The following is a 17,196-nucleotide window of genomic DNA, read 5'->3' on the forward strand; positions in this document are numbered from 1 at the left end:
CAAATGCATATATCAACCAAGAACGAAAGCACCAGCGCCACGTCGTGCGAAGCTAACGCGCAAGCAGCCGCAAATGATACCGAACGCGCGAATATACCAGCAGCCGCACATGAAACCGCGCAATCAGCCGCAGAAATCGTCCGTTCGTTCTGCGACTCGCACGCGCACCCGTTCAACCCGAACCCCATCAGCAAATTCGTGGTACTAGTGCTTGCAGGTCTGTGCATCTTTAAGCACCTTCCTACTGACACTCCACTGGTTATTACGCTGCTGGTATTTCTGTATTTGAACGACTACCGCGCAACCGTGCTAAAAGCGCTCATTGTGTACACGGTGCTCTGGTTTGTGCCGAATTTTGACGCGCTTTCGAGTCTGCCTGATGTGGCGAAGATGTTCTTGTGTTTCGCCTTCATGATAAAATTGTTCATACTGCCGTATTTAGCAGGAAAGTTCCTGGTGAAAGGCTCAAGCGTGAGCGCCATCCTTTCCTCACTTTACCTGTTGAAAGTACCGCAATGCGTCTCAATTCCCCTGGCGGTGATGTTTCGCTTTTTCCCAGCGTTCAAAGAAGAAAGCGCCGCCATTACCACCGCTATGCGCATTCGCAACATTTCTAAACGCCACCCAGCCCGCTACTTAGAATACGTATTCGTGCCGCTGATGATTGTGTCGTGCAATCTTGCTGACGACATTACCAAAGCCGCAGAGTGCAAAGCTATATCCAACCCCGGTACCAAAACGCGCTACACCACCATTCGCTTTCGCGTGGTTGATTTTTTGTATATGGGCATTGTTGCGGCACTATTTGCAGGAGGAATTGCATGCTTACACTACGCAATCTAAGCGTGTTTTACGATGAAAACCAGGTGGTTCATTCTATCAACCTTAACGTATCGCCAGGTGAATGCGTTGTTTTGACGGGCGAAAGCGGAAGCGGCAAATCGAGCATCATAAATGCCGTGAACGGATTGGGCGCACGCTACGATAATGCGCGCATCGAAGGCACCATCGCCCTTGATGGCGACGAACTTACTCAAAAGCAAATCTACGAAATTGCAATGCTTGCCTCGTCGGTGTTTCAAAATCCCAAAACGCATTTTTTTAATGTTGATACAACGCAAGAGCTGCTATTCTTCCTAGAAAATACTGGGGTGCCTAAACAGAACATGCAAAAGCGCTTGCAAGACTTACTTTCCTTGTTTCCGATTGCTCACTTGCTTAACAGAAGCATTTTTGAGCTGTCGGGCGGCGAAAAGCAAATTCTATGCTTGGCCAGCGCTTATATTTCAGGTTGTAAACTGATACTGCTTGATGAGCCTACCTCGAATTTGGATCACATCTCAATTGCGCTGCTTACTGACATGCTCAAATGCTTAAAACAGCAGGGCATTACTTTGCTTATTGCCGAGCATCGCTTGTATTACCTGCGCGACATACTGGATCGGCTTATTCACATTCAGAAAGGGGAAATACAACGCTGCTATACACAAGAGGAATTTGCCCACTTAACCTGCGATGAGCTGCATGCGCGCGGGCTTAGGAGCAATAGCGACAACGCGCTTACGGTACCTGAATTGCTGCCGTACGCGGCAAACACGAGCGCCGAGCCTGGTACGGAAGCTGGTACGGAGCTACACTCGGAGCCTGGTACGGAAGCTGGTACGGAGCCTGGTGCGGAAGCTGGTACGGAGCTTCGCATAGAGAAGCTTGCGCTGAGCTTCTCAACGCAGCGTAACGTTCGCGCAAACGGCCTGTTCATAAGCGGCCTTACGTTCCAAACGAACAACATTTATGGCATTGTTGGAAAAAACGGCTGCGGCAAATCGAGCTTCATCAAAAGTCTGATAGGCGTTATGAAGCGCTCCAAAGAAACCGTCTTCTACCAGGGAAAACAATGCAACAAACGAAGGCGGGTTGCACTGTCGTCGCTGGTAATGCAAGATGTGAATAGCCAGCTTTTTAGCGAGTCGGTTGAACACGAGCTTACGCTTACTCACACAAACATGACGGAGGCTTCCCTTGATGCGCTTTTAGAACAGTTGAACATCCGCGCATTTAAGCAGGCGCACCCCATGAGTTTGTCGGGAGGCCAAAAGCAGCGCGTTGCCATTGCCACCAGCGTCGTTGATGGCGCGGCGCTGATGTTTTTCGATGAGCCAACCAGCGGCATGGATTACAAAAACATGCTTGCCATTTCGCGCTGCATTCAAGCACTTAAAACCCGTAAGCGCATCATTTTCATCGTTTCGCATGATGTGGAATTTCTAAATCTCACGTGCGATTATGCCTTAAATATAGAACGCTTCGCGGCGGTGCAGTAAAGCTCATGTATCTGATACAATGACGGTGCATGAATCAGAAAGGAAGTATGCACCATGGCAAGCATTTACGACTTTACCGTGCGCGATCAGGCGGGAAACGATGTTGCGCTTGATAGGTATAAAGGCAAGGTTTTGCTGATTGTAAATACGGCTACAGGCTGCGGTTTTACGCCGCATTACGAACCGCTTGAGGCAATGTATAAAGAGTTTCATGACAAAAATTTTGAAATCCTCGATTTTCCTTGCAACCAGTTTGCAAACCAAGCGCCCGGATCAGAGAGCGAAATTCACTCGTTTTGCACGCTTAAATATGGCACCGAGTTTCCGCAATTTGCAAAAATTGACGTCAACGGAGAAAACGCCGACCCGCTGTTTGTATATCTGGCAAGCGAAAAACCGTTTAGCGGCTTTGGTAAGGGCTTAAAGAGTGCAGCTCTGAACGTTTTTGCAAAAAAGAACAATAAAACATTTGGCGATCGCGCTTACATTAAGTGGAATTTCACGAAGTTTTTGGTTGATCGCAAAGGGCACGTAATTGCGCGTTTTGAGCCTACTGCCAGCATGGATGAAGTTCGCAACGCCGTTATAAAAGCCTTGCAAGAATAGCGTTCTTACAACTCGTGCGCGTTTCGCACGCAGTCTGCCCTCGCAGCTGTTCTGAACGATGATGAGATGTTACGATATTGAGCGCCTGAGCGTGTGGTTACACGCCAGGCGCGTCGTTTTCTTCACGCAAAGCAACACACTCGGCAAAGCTTGGATTATCGCAGCTAACGGTAATGTTTCCACCCGCAAGCTCACGCAAGGCACGCTGAACAGCACTCACCGTTTCGTCGATAACGCAAGGCTGCGCCTCACCGGCTTCGCAACGCGTTTCCTGAGCCTCATCGGCAGCACAAGATGCCTGAGCGCTTAACTTGGTGCACGCAAAACGCGCTGTAACGTGCACGTCTTGCAGAAATTCAGCGTGTTCGATGCTGCCTTTATTGCTGCATATACAATAACGCACCTGGTTATACAGCGCATACGAGCACACAATGTGCAGCCGTTGTACCAAGCGCCACTCACTTAACGCTCCCGCTTGTTCCAGCGTACGCAACGCAAGCTGTGCAGCCTCGGTATAGGCCCTGGTAAGACCACCTGTTCCCAGCAGGATGCCCCCAAAATAGCGAACAACACACAACGCAACATCTTTCATATGTTGATGCTGCAAAAGTGTATAAAGCGGCAAGCCTGCCGTTTGAGCAGGTTCACCATCATCGGAGAACTGATACGCACCGTCAGCAAGTACCCACGCAAAGCAAACGTGGCGTGCATCGTGATGCTTTTTCGCAACCTGTGCACAAAATGCACGAGCTTCATCTTTGCTGGTCACATGCGCCCCATACGCTAAAAAGCTACTTTTCTTCACATCAAGCTTGCTAATAAGTTCGCGTGCGTCGTGCTGCGTTGCAATGCTGCGATATTCTTGAATGCTTGAATGGGGATTGCGCTGCATAAACTCTCATTTCATCATCGTAAGGGCACACATTAAAAACGTACCCCATCAAACGTATCACCTTAAACATGCCGCATTACAGGTACCATACCAAAGGCACTAAACTAAAGATACTATAAAAGAGTACGATACTATACAGCTTTTCTACCAAAGCATAATACTATCCAGCATCACTACACGTTTGCGCAGCAATGCTGAACAGCAACAATATACTTCAGACTGTTCGGTTGCTTACGATGGACAGTTACTTACGATGACGTGGTAAAGAAGCACGGCGATGTTTTACCGATCTGCACAGTAGTAATCCTGCTAACAGCCCTATCTGTGAGAAGAATACCACCCACAAAGACGTATCGGCTGTTGATGGTAACGATGCATGGCGTGCATGAGCATACACAGACGGCGTTGTTATGCGAGGTTCGTGGGTAGATATATACGAAGCTTCATCGGAGTGCTGCACTACACTTTGATCAGCGCTACTCTGAGCGTTGTATTCAGGCACTACATGCTGTGGATGAACAGTATGCTGATGTGGCGTTATCGGCGTTTCATTATGCTGTACGCTGGGTGTTATCGTAGTATGTGACGGGGGCGTTTTATGCGCCACACCATCTAAAGCGCCTCGTGCGTGTTTTAGTACTTCTAGCATACTGTCAACTTTAATCTGCTCTTTTTCCACGTCTTCCATCGTCTGCGGATGCGCTGCTAATGCAGCTTGTAAACTTTGTTGCGCTTGAGCAAGTGCCCTATCGAACGCTTCCTTTTTTTGTGGTGTCGCATTACGATACACAACATCTCCAGCTCGTACGGGATCTGTTTCACTTGGAACAAGAAGCACATCACGCTGAATTTCTTCACTGAGCTGCTGTGTGTCAACCGAAGCGCCGCTTATCGTAGCATCAAGCGCCTGCATTGACTTAAGCAAGCTCGTATACACATCATTTACTTGTTCGTGGCTCTTATCTGCGCCTGTTTCTTTATTCAACAGCGCGTCTGCTTGAGCTTTACACGTGTCAAAGGTAGCTTTTTTATCTGCAAGAGCAGTGGTATAAGCAGGCTGCGTTAGCAATTGCTGCGCTTTTGCATCAAGCGATAGCAAACTTCTCATAGCCTGATTAGTAACACGCGCATCTAACAGCGTTAGATCAATTTCGTCTGTTTCAGGATTACCACTTTGCTTATCAGCCACAAGGTCGACCTGCGTTGAATCAAGGATACGTTTATAGGCGCTGCGTTGCGCATTGTTCAAATAGCTTAGCTGGGTCAATTCTGCATACGCATCGTTTAATTTCTGCGCTTTTTCAGCACGATTGGCGATGGCCGTTGGATCACCCACCTGGTGTGTAGCGTTAATGGCCTGTTCCAGCTTCTCTTTTTCAGCGTCTGGTAACGTAAGCTTTTTGATACGCTCAAGAGCAGCTTGTTTCTCGCGTGCCAAAACAGCAGGATCGTCATGGGTATTGGACGCTGTATCGCGTGGTGCTGGAGGGATTGAGGGCGCAACATTATCGTGTTGTGCACTTTGCAACGCAGTAAGAATTTCAACAGGTGTCGCAGCGTTCATAATCGCTTTCTGCGCTGTTTCACGTTTTTCTACTGAAAGATAGTGCAAATGGGAAAGAGCATCAAGAGCATGCTGTTGGGCAGTGTGCATATTGGCGGTATTTTCATCTTGCAAAGCACGTAATGCAAGCGTAAGCGCTGCATAATCGTATGATGAAGCATTCAGTGCATCATTAAAAGCTGACAGGCGCTCACTTGCGTTTGGCTGAGAATGTAACAGCGTATTAAGCACTGCATCGTTTGTATGGTGTTTGTTTTGCGCATGGTTTGCAGCACCCATACCATGATCGACAAACGAAAAACTAAAAGGCTCGCTAGACAACTGTTTAGCCTGTTCAAGTGCCTGTGCGTCGGCAAGAATAGCCGCAAGATCAGCACAACTATGTGGCGTTTCTATATTCGCAAACTCATTTCCATCCAAACGCTGAAACAATTGCGTGCGATCCGATTCGCTCAGATGAGCCATCGCATTGATAGCTGTTACAATGCGCGCCTTTTCTTCAAGAAACGCCGTGTCACTTTTTTGTTTCGCAATATCATACGGATCGGTTGATGGCGCTTGCGTCCAAAGATCTTCTTGAGGAATAGTGAAGAGAGGCTTATAATCATGCGGCATGCTCTCACCATACACATCGATGTCTAAGCCATTTCCATTACATGCGAATTTCATAATGCCAGCTGGATTATCTTGATCTGCTAAATCGAGCCCTACCGTTCCTACTTTTGGCTTAAGAGTTGGAATAGCGTGCGTATAAGTATTGCCCGCTTTAGTCACTAATACAAGATCATTATTCGTAGCAAGAAGCGCTTCAAGCTGCTCTTTTGTTACTCCATCATAATTTTGCAGTATAAAGTTTACTAATGCCTGCGTATAATTGAGCTTTGATTTCTTAGTTTGAATGTCGGAAAGTTTATCGTTATCATTTTCGTATTGAAGAGCTTCATCATGAGATGGCCATACACTTGGTAAACTCAATGGTTGAGAGTTCCACTTCACGCTATGGTGCATATTACTGAGCGTATAAATCATCTGCTGCAACTGTGCTTCATCCATTGCGTTAACAGCAGCTTCACTAACGTCTCGTATGCCACACGCTTTATATTCGCTTGGTGTTATTCCTTCAGCTCGTTTCTGCATAAGCAGACTCTTTACCAGTTTTTGCAGTGATGTGCGCACTGTTGCACTGTGTTTTTGCTTCAGAAATGCCGCCATAGGGTATAAGCGCTTTTGGTACCCATCTATATTAAATTCAATTCTATCTTGATAGAGCTGAAAATCGACACTGCCAAGAGAAAGCGATACAGAAGGATCTTTTGTATCACGCGCCTTCAACAATTTAAACTGCTGTTTTATAGCATCGAGTTGCTGCTTATTTCTTGCAAAATCTTCGCTTGATGCGTTAGTAGGATCAAAATCCACTTCAGGTAAGGTTTCCGGCAGCGCTACATCAAAGGTTTTCTTTGGATGTAAGAACTCGCTTGACCATATAAAGCTTACAGAACCATCGCTCCATTGTATTTTGACATTTCCATTGCGTGTAACACTAACAGGGCTTTTATTTCCAGCATGCGCCCTTGCTTCCTGATAAATACCAAGTGAAGCATTTGCCTTATCAAATTCACGCTGAATAGCAACAACATCAGCTGGCGTAAGATGATCAGGCTGATCGACATAAACAGACGGCGCAGTATAGGGCGCCCATCCGGCAATTGCAAGGTTAGAATCTAACTGAATAAGACGCTCGGCAGGTGTCGTGCTGCTTGTATTATCTAAAAAGGTAAATGTGACATCGCCCGTATTACTAACAGCAATATCGTAGTGCGTGCCATCAGATTTTTTCAGGTGTTGCAATACGTCATTTTTCTTGCCACCTGGTGTATTAGCGGCAATAATAGCTTGAACAAGCTGTGTTTTCTCGGTATCAGTAAGCCATTGAACACTCTTAACAATCTGCCGTTCAGGAATACGCGGTGTAAAACGCTTATTCATGGTCTGTTTTTGTGTTACTAAACGCACAGCAATAATAGTATCAATCGAATTATCTTGATACGTAATTGTCGCGCTCCCATCGTCAGCAATCTGTATACCTGCATCACCTGGTTTTATAAAGGTTTCAAATGCAGTGGGCGCATCGGGCGATTGTGTACTATTGGCTTTTTTAATAGCAGCAATAATGTGCTGTTTTTCTGTTGTCGACACGTGAGTTATATCAGCAACTTCAATTGCTTGTGGGCACTGCACGCTTATATGGTCTGTAATACGCGAAGCATACACCGTTTGCGCAGTTGCATAGCGAATTGCACCTGTAGAACGATACATTCCTGAAGCCAACAACAAAGGATGTTTATCGCGCTTTTTCCATGCTTCTTCTGTAAGCTGCGCAACATATGAGAAGCGATAATACCGTTTACCTGCAGTTTCCTGATCTATAAACATTCCTTGCAAGCCACGAGACGCTGTTCCAGCTGAAGCTGCTTGAGGCTTATAGGCGTCCCATTGCTGTGCCGTATCACCTTTATTGTCATAATTATCGCCCTCACCAATAAAATCGTTCCACAACTTTTGCTGTAACTTGGAATCGTTATTTGATACGTAACGTGTCGAAATACCGTTCCATTGCTGAGGATTGTCATAGACGTGCTCACTTGCAACCACATAATGAGGTCTGTCAGCGCATTTCTTGGGCACAGCGCTTGATGATGCTGGTGCAGCAACATGGACTGTTGACGTGCGCGGCGATACGCTTGGTGTTGTTGTACCTGATGCTGTTGCAGCACCCGACAATGTTGTTGGTGGCTTTGTTGTACCTGATGACGGCGTTGTTGTATTGCCGGCAAGCGTATGGGTAGTTCCAGATGATGCTGATGCAACAGCTGCAGCTGGCGCACCATCACACGCACCTTCTTCGTTGCGTTGAAGGGTAATTCCCGTGATTGTTGTTGGGTCTATGCCGTGTGGAACGCCATACCACCATTGTGGACGCCCCGACCAATCGGCAGGATCTTTTTGTACAAAAGGATTATTCGACACAAATTCTATACGAACATACCGTCCAAGCGGATCTTCGTTTTGTTGTTTAATTGCGTCATCAGCCGTTTTGTAATACTTTACGTAAACGTGAAAGTTATCTTTACTGTAATCGGCATTCGTCTTAAAACCATAATAGACCGCATGCCCATCGTTACTTACATAACCATCAGCAAATGCTTGTGATGCAAGCAATCCGCCTCCGCACAGCATTGAACTCGCTAATAAAGCTGCGTATGCTCCTTGCGACAAGGAATTATGTGTATGAACAGTGCGAACATTGTAAGAAGCATGCTTTGGCAACCTTTTGCTCATATTTCGTATCCTATCCGCTACGTCGATATCATACGTCTATCGTATATGTATTTTACGTAGGCTATACATGTATTACGCCTTATGAGAGTGTATTTCGATTGTACGCCACTTTTGTTGATAATCAATATTGTAAATGTATAAGCATACAAGTTCCAAATGAACTGAACCAAAAAACGCATCAAAGCTTCAACAAAACTAAGAAGCACCTGATAAGACACATCAGGTGCTTTACACTTTTTATAATCACTTCTTTTACTATGCGCAGCATTTGTCATCGCCAACTACGCAGCACGCACCAAGGTATACACCACGTGCGGCAAGCTCTCGCACCACGTGCGGCACCACATGCAGCTTCTTCTTGCAACGCGTCCGACAGCACACGCACACACTTCTTGCAGCACGCTAAGAGGCTTGCTTAAGACAAATGCTCCGCGAAATAATATAGCAGATAACGAAATACCCAATATAGCCTACGAGTACCACAGCTAAAATCTGAGCAAGAATACCACCTGCCTGGGAAAGTGAACCAATTTCTACTTTGATAGCAGTAATAAATTGCAAGGCGTGCACCAACGCAAGCGCAGCAGGAACAAAGAAATAGAAGCATACCTGCGCAAACAGCGCGCGGCTTGCCATGCCCGTTGTAGCACCAAGCTGCAGCAGTTTTGTATAATCATGGCGCGTGTCAAGGGCTTGCGTGAGCTGTTGTATTGCAAGCAAACACGCAGCTGCAACCAACAAAATAAGCCCCAGGTATATCGCCATAAACGAGCCAATACCCTTCAAAACACTTCCCATAACAACAACCTGATACAAGTTGACAATAGATATTTTGTTCCACGGTGCTTGAATATTATTTTCCCAGGTGGCCGGATGTTTACTGGTGCCAAGAACATCGCGAATAAAGCTCTGCTGTGCTTCGCGTGATGTATCTTTCAAAAAGCCAATCGCACTACATCCATACAATTGCGAGCTATTATCGATAAAACTATCAGGCACAACAAGGGTTATTGGGTATCCTGTAAAAATTCCTACAAAATCGTTATAGTCCAGCAGCGTCGTAAGTGTTATGTTGTGCCCACCAACCCCAACAGGAATATCGCCGGTAACGTAAGGGGCAAGCGCCTTATAGCTTGGCTCCATCAACGCAAGCAAGGCAACCTGATTATCCGCAAGCGATACGGTAGGCTTTCCTAAGTGCTGGAGCAGGGCATTCACTTCAGAAACTTTCATATACAAAATGTTTGTGTACCCTTTTAATTCGCTGGGGATGGCAGCGCTTTCTGCATCATTATCGTTGCTGCTATCTGCGGGTGTTGAAAAAATGGAAAAACCATGTTCAGACTGATTTTGTGCAGATGCATCGGTGTTATGTGCTGGACGTACCGTAGGAGCTGCCGTTTCACTGTGATGTGCAATGATTTGCTTGAACAGCGTTTTTGCGGCATCCTTAGCATCGCTGTTTTCAAACTCCTTTCCAAGCGTTGAGTAAAACCGAAAACCTGCTGTATACGCAACATAGTCGTTCCAATGGTCAACATGAGTTGATACATAGCGTGCAATATCGTAATCGGCTGCTGAGGTACTATCAGCAGCAAGCGCGCCTTCGCCAGCACTAAGCTTGTCGTTATCTACGGTATCAGCCATTACCATAACGCGCGAAGTATCGATATCTTTTAGCTGCCCGTCGATACTACTTACCACAGCAAAACCAAGTGATAGGCCGCACAAAGCAACAAATACCGTTGCACACACCAGCGTAAGCGATGCCCACGCGCTGTTCACAGATTTTGCAAATTGACGCACAACGTAGCAGTTCAGCCCGCGCAAATAGAGCGGCTTTATCGATTTGGTAATCACCACAATAAAGCCCGAAAGCGAAAAGAAAAAGAGCGCTGTCCCGAGTGTTACAAACAGCGTTGCCTGCGCAAAAACGGAACTATCTGCATGGGTGCTCAGCCAAAATTTCAGCAACGAATACGAGTAGCCAATGCACACCAACGACACCACAAACAGCGCAAACAGCACGTAGGGGTTTCGCAATTTGAAGCGATCGCTAACCAGCGACGACTTGAACAATATCGCTAAGCGAACGCGTGAAATGCACAGCGACGTTATCAGCGATGACACAGCAAAAATTACGCAGAACAGCTCCGTTGTAAACAGCAGCGCTTCCTGTGAAATGCTAAACGTGAACATGTCGGGCGGAAAGTCGAACAGCGAGGAAATGTACGGCGATGTGAACTGCGATACAAGAATGCCCAGGCCCAAGCCAACAATCAGCGACACCACGGCACACAGCACGTTTTCAATAAGAATGATAAGCGCCAGGTGCATTTTTTTCATGCCAAGCAGGATATAAGTTGCAAATTCTCGCCGGCGACGCTTCATAAAAAATAAATTTGACGACACCACCAAAAACATCACAATAACGCCAATCAGAACAGAAAGCGCCTGAATAAACATCTTCATCAGCTGATACATGCGACCCATATCGGGGGAAAGATCGGTGTAAAACCCCTGGCTGAGCAGCGCGTTGAAGCTGTAAAACATCATGATGGAAAGGCTGAGCGTTACAAAATAAATGGAAAAATCGCGCAGGGAGCGCCGCACATTTCCAAAAGCAATTTTAATGAACATCGGCGTCTTCACCCCCAAGGTAGCTTACAACGTCCATGATACTGGCGAAGAATTCTTTGCGGCTTTGAGTGCCGCGCTCCATCTGCGAAAATATAAGGCCGTCTTTGATAAACACCACACGCGATGAATATGATGAGGCAACTGAATCGTGAGTGACCATGATAATGGTTGCTGCTTCCGCCTGGTTAAGCTGCACAAATGCCTCTAGCAGATTGCGCGAATTTTTGGAATCGAGCGCTCCTGTTGGCTCGTCAGCCAAAATAAGAGCAGGACGCATAATAATGGCACGCGCCGCCGCCACGCGCTGGCGCTGACCACCGCTCATTTGCTGGGGAAACTTATGCAACACGTCGCTTATATTAAGGCGCAGCGCAATTTGCGTAACACGCCCTTTAATATCTGACGTGCGGAATTTTGCAATCGTCAGCGGCAATGCAATGTTCTCATAAGCGGTAAGCGACTCAATAAGATTGGCATCTTGGAATATAAATCCCAGTTCATCATGGCGAAAACGCGCGAGTTTTTTGCCTTTCAGCGCATCAACGGGCGTGTTGTTGATGCTAATTGAGCCGGCAGTTGGTTTGTCAATGGTTGAAATGCAGTTCAGTAAGGTTGTTTTACCTGATCCTGAAGGACCCATGATGCTTACGAATTCGCCCTGTTTAACGCGTAAATCAATGCCGTTTAATGCCTTGGTGATGCTTTTGCGTGAACCAAAATATTTTTTCACGTGCGAGCATTCGAGAATACATGGTTCAGAATCGGTGTGCTGGTTATCAGCACGTTCAGTGTCAACCAGTGACATATTTCCTCCTTGATGGTAAGGCGAACACGCGCTATCAAGAGTCGTGAGGCATGGTAGCTAGCTTGTGTTTTACCTAACTTGTGTTTATTGTGCCTAGGTTTATTGTGCCGAAAATATCGAATTTCAACCATTGATTTAGCTAACTAAAACCTTACGTTTTTGTCACATTGCGAACATGCAGCAGTACGAAGATGCAGTGACGCAGTGCAAAGATGCAACGTTGCAAAAGAGGCTTGCGAACGTGTGGCGCTGCTGTTCAGCAACGGAGCAACACTACATTACGTCATGAAGCGCCGAACTAAAGCACAAGCACACGGTAGTTCCCTTCCCTACCTGCGATGATAATCGAACCGACATGTTCATCTTGCGCGCTAACTTGTCAACCAAAAACAATCCAATGCCTGTTGACTTCGCATATGCGCGGCCATTTTCACCTGTAAATGCCTGTTCAAACACACGAGAACAATCGCTTGCAGGAATGCCAATGCCTTCGTCACGTATCGACAGGACGGTTGTTTTCACACCAAAATCATTGGTCTGCTGAGTGGCACTAATGTCGATGTATGAAGCTTCTGCCTGCGGTTTTCTGTATTTGATGGCATTCGAAATAATTTGCTCTATCATAAACTGCACCCATTTCGCATCGCCGCGCACGTTCACGTTCAAATTGCTTAAGCGCGGGTACACTTTCGCAAGAATCATGTGGCGGCTATACCGGTGAATGGCGGCTTTAACAACCTGGTCAAGTTGAATATTTTTGATAATGAAGTCGTTTTCAAGATTGCCGCTGCGCGCATAATACAGTGTTTGGTCAACCAGCTCTTCGATGCGTTTGATTTGTAATCCAAGACGCTGATTCACTGATGCAGTAGCAGAAAAGGAGAAATCGCCTGCTTGTTTACATTCCCCTGCTTGCGCACGTTCTCCAGCTGGCATACAATCCCCTGTTTGCAAAGACATTTCCCCTGCTTGCAGCGGCACGTCGCTGTTGCGTAACAACAATTCACACGCAGCAAGCGGAGTTTTAATTTCGTGCACCCACAGTTCCGTATATTGACGATAATCACCCTGTTCTTGCTTGGTTTTTTCAATTTGAGAAACCATCGCTTGCGTCATCGTTTTCATAAGGGAAAGCACAAAAGCCTGCTCACGCGTGTGTGGACTTGATGTAAGCGTACTGCACAAATACGCCTGCGAACTCAGTGAGCGCGAAAGGTCGCTTAGTTCGCGATAAAAAGAACGAATGCGCAGGTAATCGGCCACAAGCACCAGCACTGTTACCAGTGCAATTACTCCAAGAATCAAAATCAGCACGCCAAGCGCCACGCGGGCAATAAGCATCCCCAGCACCGATAACAGCAGCGCAAAACACAGCAGCAACAGCCATGCTAAGCGATCAATGACGTAGTTTGCAAACGTCATACGGTACTCCTTTGAACCAATACGTGCAGATGAGAAGCGTGCTAACAAACAAGAGTGTTCACTTCGCGCTGAACGAAAGCGTTTGCACATGAAGTGCGCTCGCGTTCAAGCGCCATCACATTGCTGCGTTCCTACATTACCGCATTACCTTATACCAAAACTACGCCGCCATGGTTCCTTGATCCATCATTTCTGCATGCCAACGCTACACCAGACAATAGCCAATACCGCGATGCGTCACAATTGCTCCCTGCGCTCCGATGCGATCGAGTATCTGGCGAACGTGGCTGATATTAACCGTTAGCGTGTTGTCGTCGATGAACTCGTCGGTTTGCCACAGCTCCTCTTGTATGCGCTGACGTGGGACAACAACCCCTGCATTGCGCATCAGTAAGGCAAGAATTTTCATCTCGTTTTTGGTGAGCGTTGCCGTAGAACACGCCGCGTTGCGCTCGGACGTGTTGGCGGCGGATGCCGATGCCAACTCCGAAGCGCCACCGTTCGCAGATGTCAATGCCGAAGTGGCAGAGAGCGCAGTTGGGCTGGTCACGGGCGCGTTTTCATGATGCGAAATAGTGCAGGTACTTAAATTCAACACCAGCGATTTATGACGCAGAATCGATGAAGTACCTGATGAATTGGCATACACGCGATTTAAGACGCGTTCGATACGCGCAAGCAACAACTGCGGATTGTAAGGTTTGGCAACAAAATCATCCGCCCCCATCGTAAGCAACATGAGCTCGTCAAGTTGAGAGTTTCTGCTGGTAACCACAATAATAGGTACGCTCGACTTTTCGCGCAGGGCACGGCAGAGCACCTGCCCATCAACACCAGGAAGCCCTAAGTCAAGCAGCAATAAATGCGGTTGCTGTGCAAAAATTTCATCGAGCGCCGCATCCAAGCTATGCAACGCGCGCACTACATACGCCTGATAACCTTGCGAAACAAGCAAATGCTGCAACTGAAACGCAACTTCTGAATTGTCCTCAACGATGCACAGCTTATACATAACACCACCGTTCAACAGGGAATTTGCCGTTCGCGTACGAAACGTCTTCGCGACCAGCGCATAAAAGTATCGACATACGCACTTATATGTGGGAGTATACAGGTACGAATGATAAACGCGCAAGGTCAAATTCCCCACGGGAACGCAAGCGAGCAGCGCCGTTGGTGGCGGGTTTGGATGCGGAACGCGTGCGAGCAGCGTGGTTGTATGCGCGCGAGCATGGAATAAGCGCGAGCAACATGAACGTTCCCCCAGTTCACCGCATCAATCAGCCATGAGGCATGCCTCAGCAAAAAACGTGAGCCTTGATACGCGCGTTTCACCAGCAAAAGGGATATGCAGTGCTAACGTACGACTTACATAACGCAGGCAAACTGCCCTTATACGAATACTTGTACCACTGTATCCGCCGCGACATTGCGCACGGCGTGCTTCCTGCGCACACGCGCCTTCCCGGAAAGCGCCGTTTAGCTGCGAATTTGGGCGTGAGCGTGAACACGGTGCAGCGCGCGCTTGAGCTGTTGCTTGCGGAAGGCTTCGTCTATTCCTCAGAGCGCAAAGGGTATTTTGTAGAGGCGCTCGATTACCACATAAAGCCTGATATACGCGGGGAACATGACGCACTTGACGCATATGACGCATTGGCTACACGCGACGCACGAGCCGCACGCAACGCAACGAAGCTGACACCTCTGGAAGCGCACACGCACGCGTCATCGCAGGTAGCAGCACAAACAGCGCAACGGGCACAAACAACAGACAAACCGCTCGCAACCGCACTCCACACGCCGCACACAGCCGCGTGTGCACCCGCGCTCCACACACCGCGCGAAACGCCACGCGCAACGACGCACGCACCCGTTCCACACAAGCAGCAACAGCAGCAAAAAACCAGCTTGGAACTGTTCCCCGTAAGCGTTTGGCACAAATGCATGCGCGAGGCGCTTATGCTTCCGAACAATAAATTGCTGCAAGCGCTTCCCTTCAAGGGCCTGCTTGCGCTGCGAGAAGCGCTGGCACGTTCGCTGTATGAAACGCGCGCGCTAAGCGTATCGCCGCACAATATCGTCATCGGCGCGGGCAGCGAATTGCAGTTTGACCAGCTGTTATGGGTTCTTGGAGCAAACACGCGCCTGGTGTTTCAAAAGCCGGGCTACACCAAACTTGCCGCCATTGCGCGCGGGCGCGGCGTGTCGTGGGAAGGTATCGAGGCGCGAGAAAATGCGCTTGACATCGAGCAACTGGAACGCATGCACGCAAACGCGGTGCGCGTAACGCCCGCCAATTTGTTCCCCAGCGGTGCCGTGATGCCCATCAAGGAGAGAATTAAGCTGTTCAACTGGGCAAATAAGCAGCCATCACGCATCATTATCGAAGACGACTACGACAGTGAACTGCGTTACGGCTCAAAACCCTTTGCGCCGCTGTTTGCCGAAGATGTGCGCGGGCGCGTGGTGTACATGAACACGTTCAGCAAAACGCTGGCGCCGTCGTTTCGCATTAGCTATATGATTTTGCCTGATGATTTGCTTAAACGCTACGAATGCTTATTTGCGGAATTTTCCAGCACAGTGTCGAGTTTCGAGCAATATGCTCTGGCGCGCTTCATTGAACAGGGGTTTTTCGAACGCCACGTGTTTCGCCTGCGCAAATACTATCGCAAAGTGTACGAGCAATGGGAATACGCGTTGCATCACTCGGCGTTGGCGAGCGTCATGCGCGTTGAACCGTGTGAAGCAGGAACGCATCTGCTGGTACGCATCCATACAAAACAGCAGGTAGAAAATGCAAAACTGCACGCGCGAAGCTACGGCGTGCCACTTGTTTTTCTGGAAGACTACATGGCAGATGAGCGCGGCGCAAGCTCTGACGCAAACGGATATTGCAACATTGTGATTAACTTTGCAAGCATCCCAACACAAGGGATACAAAATTACATTTCCGCACTTGAGCAGATATTTTTGCACACTACGTAAGGCGCGTGTGTTGCATATGTCGTGCAACGTGCAGCGTGCATGAGGCTTCATTTTAGCGGAATAATACTGGCAATAACGGAATATCATGTAGCATGTAGCGGAACAATACGCAGAAACGAGAACGAAAATACGTGTAGCATCACACGCAAGGTACGAAACATCCACGAAAAGCAAACGAAAAGCAAACGAAAACAAACGCAAAAGCAAACGCAAATTTTTACGTCACCATGCAAATTACCTGCGAAAACGAGCATGGCACGCACTGCAAACAAGCGAACAGCAAACGAAAACAAACGCAAAAGCAAACGTATTCTTTTTCGTTTTTTTTTGGCAAAAATAAAACGCTGAAACTACTTGGGCAGCTTACAGAAAAAGGCTACATCACTAAATTTGGAAATGGACGCGGAACAAGGTATAAGCGTAATGCCTGATGGTAACGCTAGTATGCAAGAACGGGGCGCGAAATAGAAACACCGCGCCTTTTAGCAACCTTATCCCTCATCGCTATGCTGCGTCCAATCGCAATACCGCATTCAATGGAAACATAAAACCAGCTAGGAACGCATCCCATAGTAACGATGCTGTGTATAAGAGCGATACCGTTACACGCACGAGC

Annotated in this window: 11 protein-coding genes; 5 read left to right on the forward strand and 6 right to left on the reverse strand. The window is 47.6% G+C overall.

Going from position 1 to position 17,196, the window contains the following annotated elements; genetic code table 11:
* Nucleotides 1-3: 3 nt before the first annotated feature.
* From HMPREF3190_RS03345 to HMPREF3190_RS03355, 3 genes are read left to right on the forward strand one after another with little or no spacing between them, the layout of a single operon-like run.
* Entirely contained in the window at nucleotides 4-843 is an 840-nt protein-coding gene (locus HMPREF3190_RS03345; protein ID WP_082715143.1) for an energy-coupling factor transporter transmembrane component T, read from the forward strand.
* Nucleotides 822-2,321 (forward strand): ABC transporter ATP-binding protein, encoded by a 1,500-nt coding sequence (locus tag HMPREF3190_RS03350; protein WP_066780383.1) that lies wholly within the window; start codon nucleotides 822-824, stop codon nucleotides 2,319-2,321. Before HMPREF3190_RS03345 ends, HMPREF3190_RS03350 begins: the two co-directional genes overlap by 22 nt.
* Nucleotides 2,322-2,375: 54 nt before the next feature.
* On the forward strand, nucleotides 2,376-2,927 hold the full coding sequence (locus tag HMPREF3190_RS03355; protein ID WP_066780385.1) for a glutathione peroxidase: 552 nt from the start codon (nucleotides 2,376-2,378) through the stop codon (nucleotides 2,925-2,927).
* A 97-nt stretch (nucleotides 2,928-3,024) separates the two neighbouring features.
* Here HMPREF3190_RS03355 and HMPREF3190_RS03360 read toward each other — a convergent pair whose 3' ends face one another.
* From HMPREF3190_RS03360 to HMPREF3190_RS07575, 6 genes are all read right to left on the reverse strand, one after another.
* Nucleotides 3,025-3,819, reverse strand: coding sequence for an IMPACT family protein (locus HMPREF3190_RS03360; protein ID WP_066780387.1), 795 nt, complete (start codon nucleotides 3,817-3,819; stop codon nucleotides 3,025-3,027).
* Nucleotides 3,820-4,063: 244 nt separating this feature from the next.
* Nucleotides 4,064-8,725, reverse strand: a complete 4,662-nt coding sequence (locus HMPREF3190_RS03365; RefSeq protein ID WP_156425703.1) for a GA module-containing protein — start codon at nucleotides 8,723-8,725, stop codon at nucleotides 4,064-4,066.
* Between the two features lie 402 nt (nucleotides 8,726-9,127).
* The gene (locus HMPREF3190_RS03370) at nucleotides 9,128-11,365 is read right to left on the reverse strand and encodes an ABC transporter permease (protein ID WP_066780391.1); all 2,238 of its coding nucleotides are present in this window, start codon (nucleotides 11,363-11,365) and stop codon (nucleotides 9,128-9,130) included.
* Nucleotides 11,355-12,170 carry an ABC transporter ATP-binding protein gene (locus HMPREF3190_RS03375; RefSeq protein WP_066780392.1) on the reverse strand — a complete coding sequence of 272 codons (816 nt, stop codon included), beginning with the start codon at nucleotides 12,168-12,170 and terminating at the stop codon, nucleotides 11,355-11,357. The genes HMPREF3190_RS03370 and HMPREF3190_RS03375 overlap by 11 nt, the downstream gene beginning before the upstream one ends.
* Nucleotides 12,171-12,443: 273 nt before the next feature.
* On the reverse strand, nucleotides 12,444-13,592 hold the full coding sequence (locus HMPREF3190_RS03380; RefSeq protein ID WP_066780393.1) for a sensor histidine kinase: 1,149 nt from the start codon (nucleotides 13,590-13,592) through the stop codon (nucleotides 12,444-12,446).
* A gap of 205 nt (nucleotides 13,593-13,797) precedes the next feature.
* The gene (locus HMPREF3190_RS07575; protein ID WP_066780394.1) at nucleotides 13,798-14,604 is read right to left on the reverse strand and encodes a response regulator transcription factor; all 807 of its coding nucleotides are present in this window, start codon (nucleotides 14,602-14,604) and stop codon (nucleotides 13,798-13,800) included.
* A 341-nt stretch (nucleotides 14,605-14,945) separates the two neighbouring features.
* Here HMPREF3190_RS07575 and pdxR point away from each other — a divergent pair, with 341 nt between their 5' ends.
* Both pdxR and HMPREF3190_RS07580 read left to right on the forward strand, forming a co-directional pair.
* The gene (gene pdxR, locus HMPREF3190_RS03390) at nucleotides 14,946-16,580 is read left to right on the forward strand and encodes a MocR-like pyridoxine biosynthesis transcription factor PdxR (protein ID WP_066780396.1); all 1,635 of its coding nucleotides are present in this window, start codon (nucleotides 14,946-14,948) and stop codon (nucleotides 16,578-16,580) included.
* A gap of 227 nt (nucleotides 16,581-16,807) precedes the next feature.
* Nucleotides 16,808-17,011: a hypothetical protein gene (locus tag HMPREF3190_RS07580; protein ID WP_449676121.1), complete on the forward strand. Its 204-nt coding sequence runs from the start codon at nucleotides 16,808-16,810 to the stop codon at nucleotides 17,009-17,011.
* Nucleotides 17,012-17,196: the final 185 nt, after the last annotated feature.

The sequence above is a fragment of the Umbribacter vaginalis genome (assembly GCA_001552935.1).
In the GTDB taxonomy this organism is placed as follows: Bacteria; Actinomycetota; Coriobacteriia; order Coriobacteriales; family Eggerthellaceae; genus Berryella; species Berryella vaginalis.

Excerpts from the sequence above, each read along its gene's own strand:
- HMPREF3190_RS03360 (WP_066780387.1), bottom strand. The coding sequence starts at position 3,819 with ATGCAGCGCAATCCCCATTCAAGCATTCAAGAATATCGCAGCATTGCA.
- HMPREF3190_RS03345 (WP_082715143.1), top strand. The coding sequence starts at position 4 with ATGCATATATCAACCAAGAACGAAAGCACCAGCGCCACGTCGTGCGAA.
- HMPREF3190_RS03380 (WP_066780393.1), bottom strand. The coding sequence starts at position 13,592 with ATGACGTTTGCAAACTACGTCATTGATCGCTTAGCATGGCTGTTGCTG.
- HMPREF3190_RS07580 (WP_449676121.1), top strand. The coding sequence starts at position 16,808 with ATGCAAATTACCTGCGAAAACGAGCATGGCACGCACTGCAAACAAGCG.
- HMPREF3190_RS03350 (WP_066780383.1), top strand. The coding sequence starts at position 822 with ATGCTTACACTACGCAATCTAAGCGTGTTTTACGATGAAAACCAGGTG.
- HMPREF3190_RS03370 (WP_066780391.1), bottom strand. The coding sequence starts at position 11,365 with ATGTTCATTAAAATTGCTTTTGGAAATGTGCGGCGCTCCCTGCGCGAT.
- HMPREF3190_RS03375 (WP_066780392.1), bottom strand. The coding sequence starts at position 12,170 with ATGTCACTGGTTGACACTGAACGTGCTGATAACCAGCACACCGATTCT.
- HMPREF3190_RS03365 (WP_156425703.1), bottom strand. The coding sequence starts at position 8,725 with ATGAGCAAAAGGTTGCCAAAGCATGCTTCTTACAATGTTCGCACTGTT.
- HMPREF3190_RS07575 (WP_066780394.1), bottom strand. The coding sequence starts at position 14,604 with ATGTATAAGCTGTGCATCGTTGAGGACAATTCAGAAGTTGCGTTTCAG.
- HMPREF3190_RS03355 (WP_066780385.1), top strand. The coding sequence starts at position 2,376 with ATGGCAAGCATTTACGACTTTACCGTGCGCGATCAGGCGGGAAACGAT.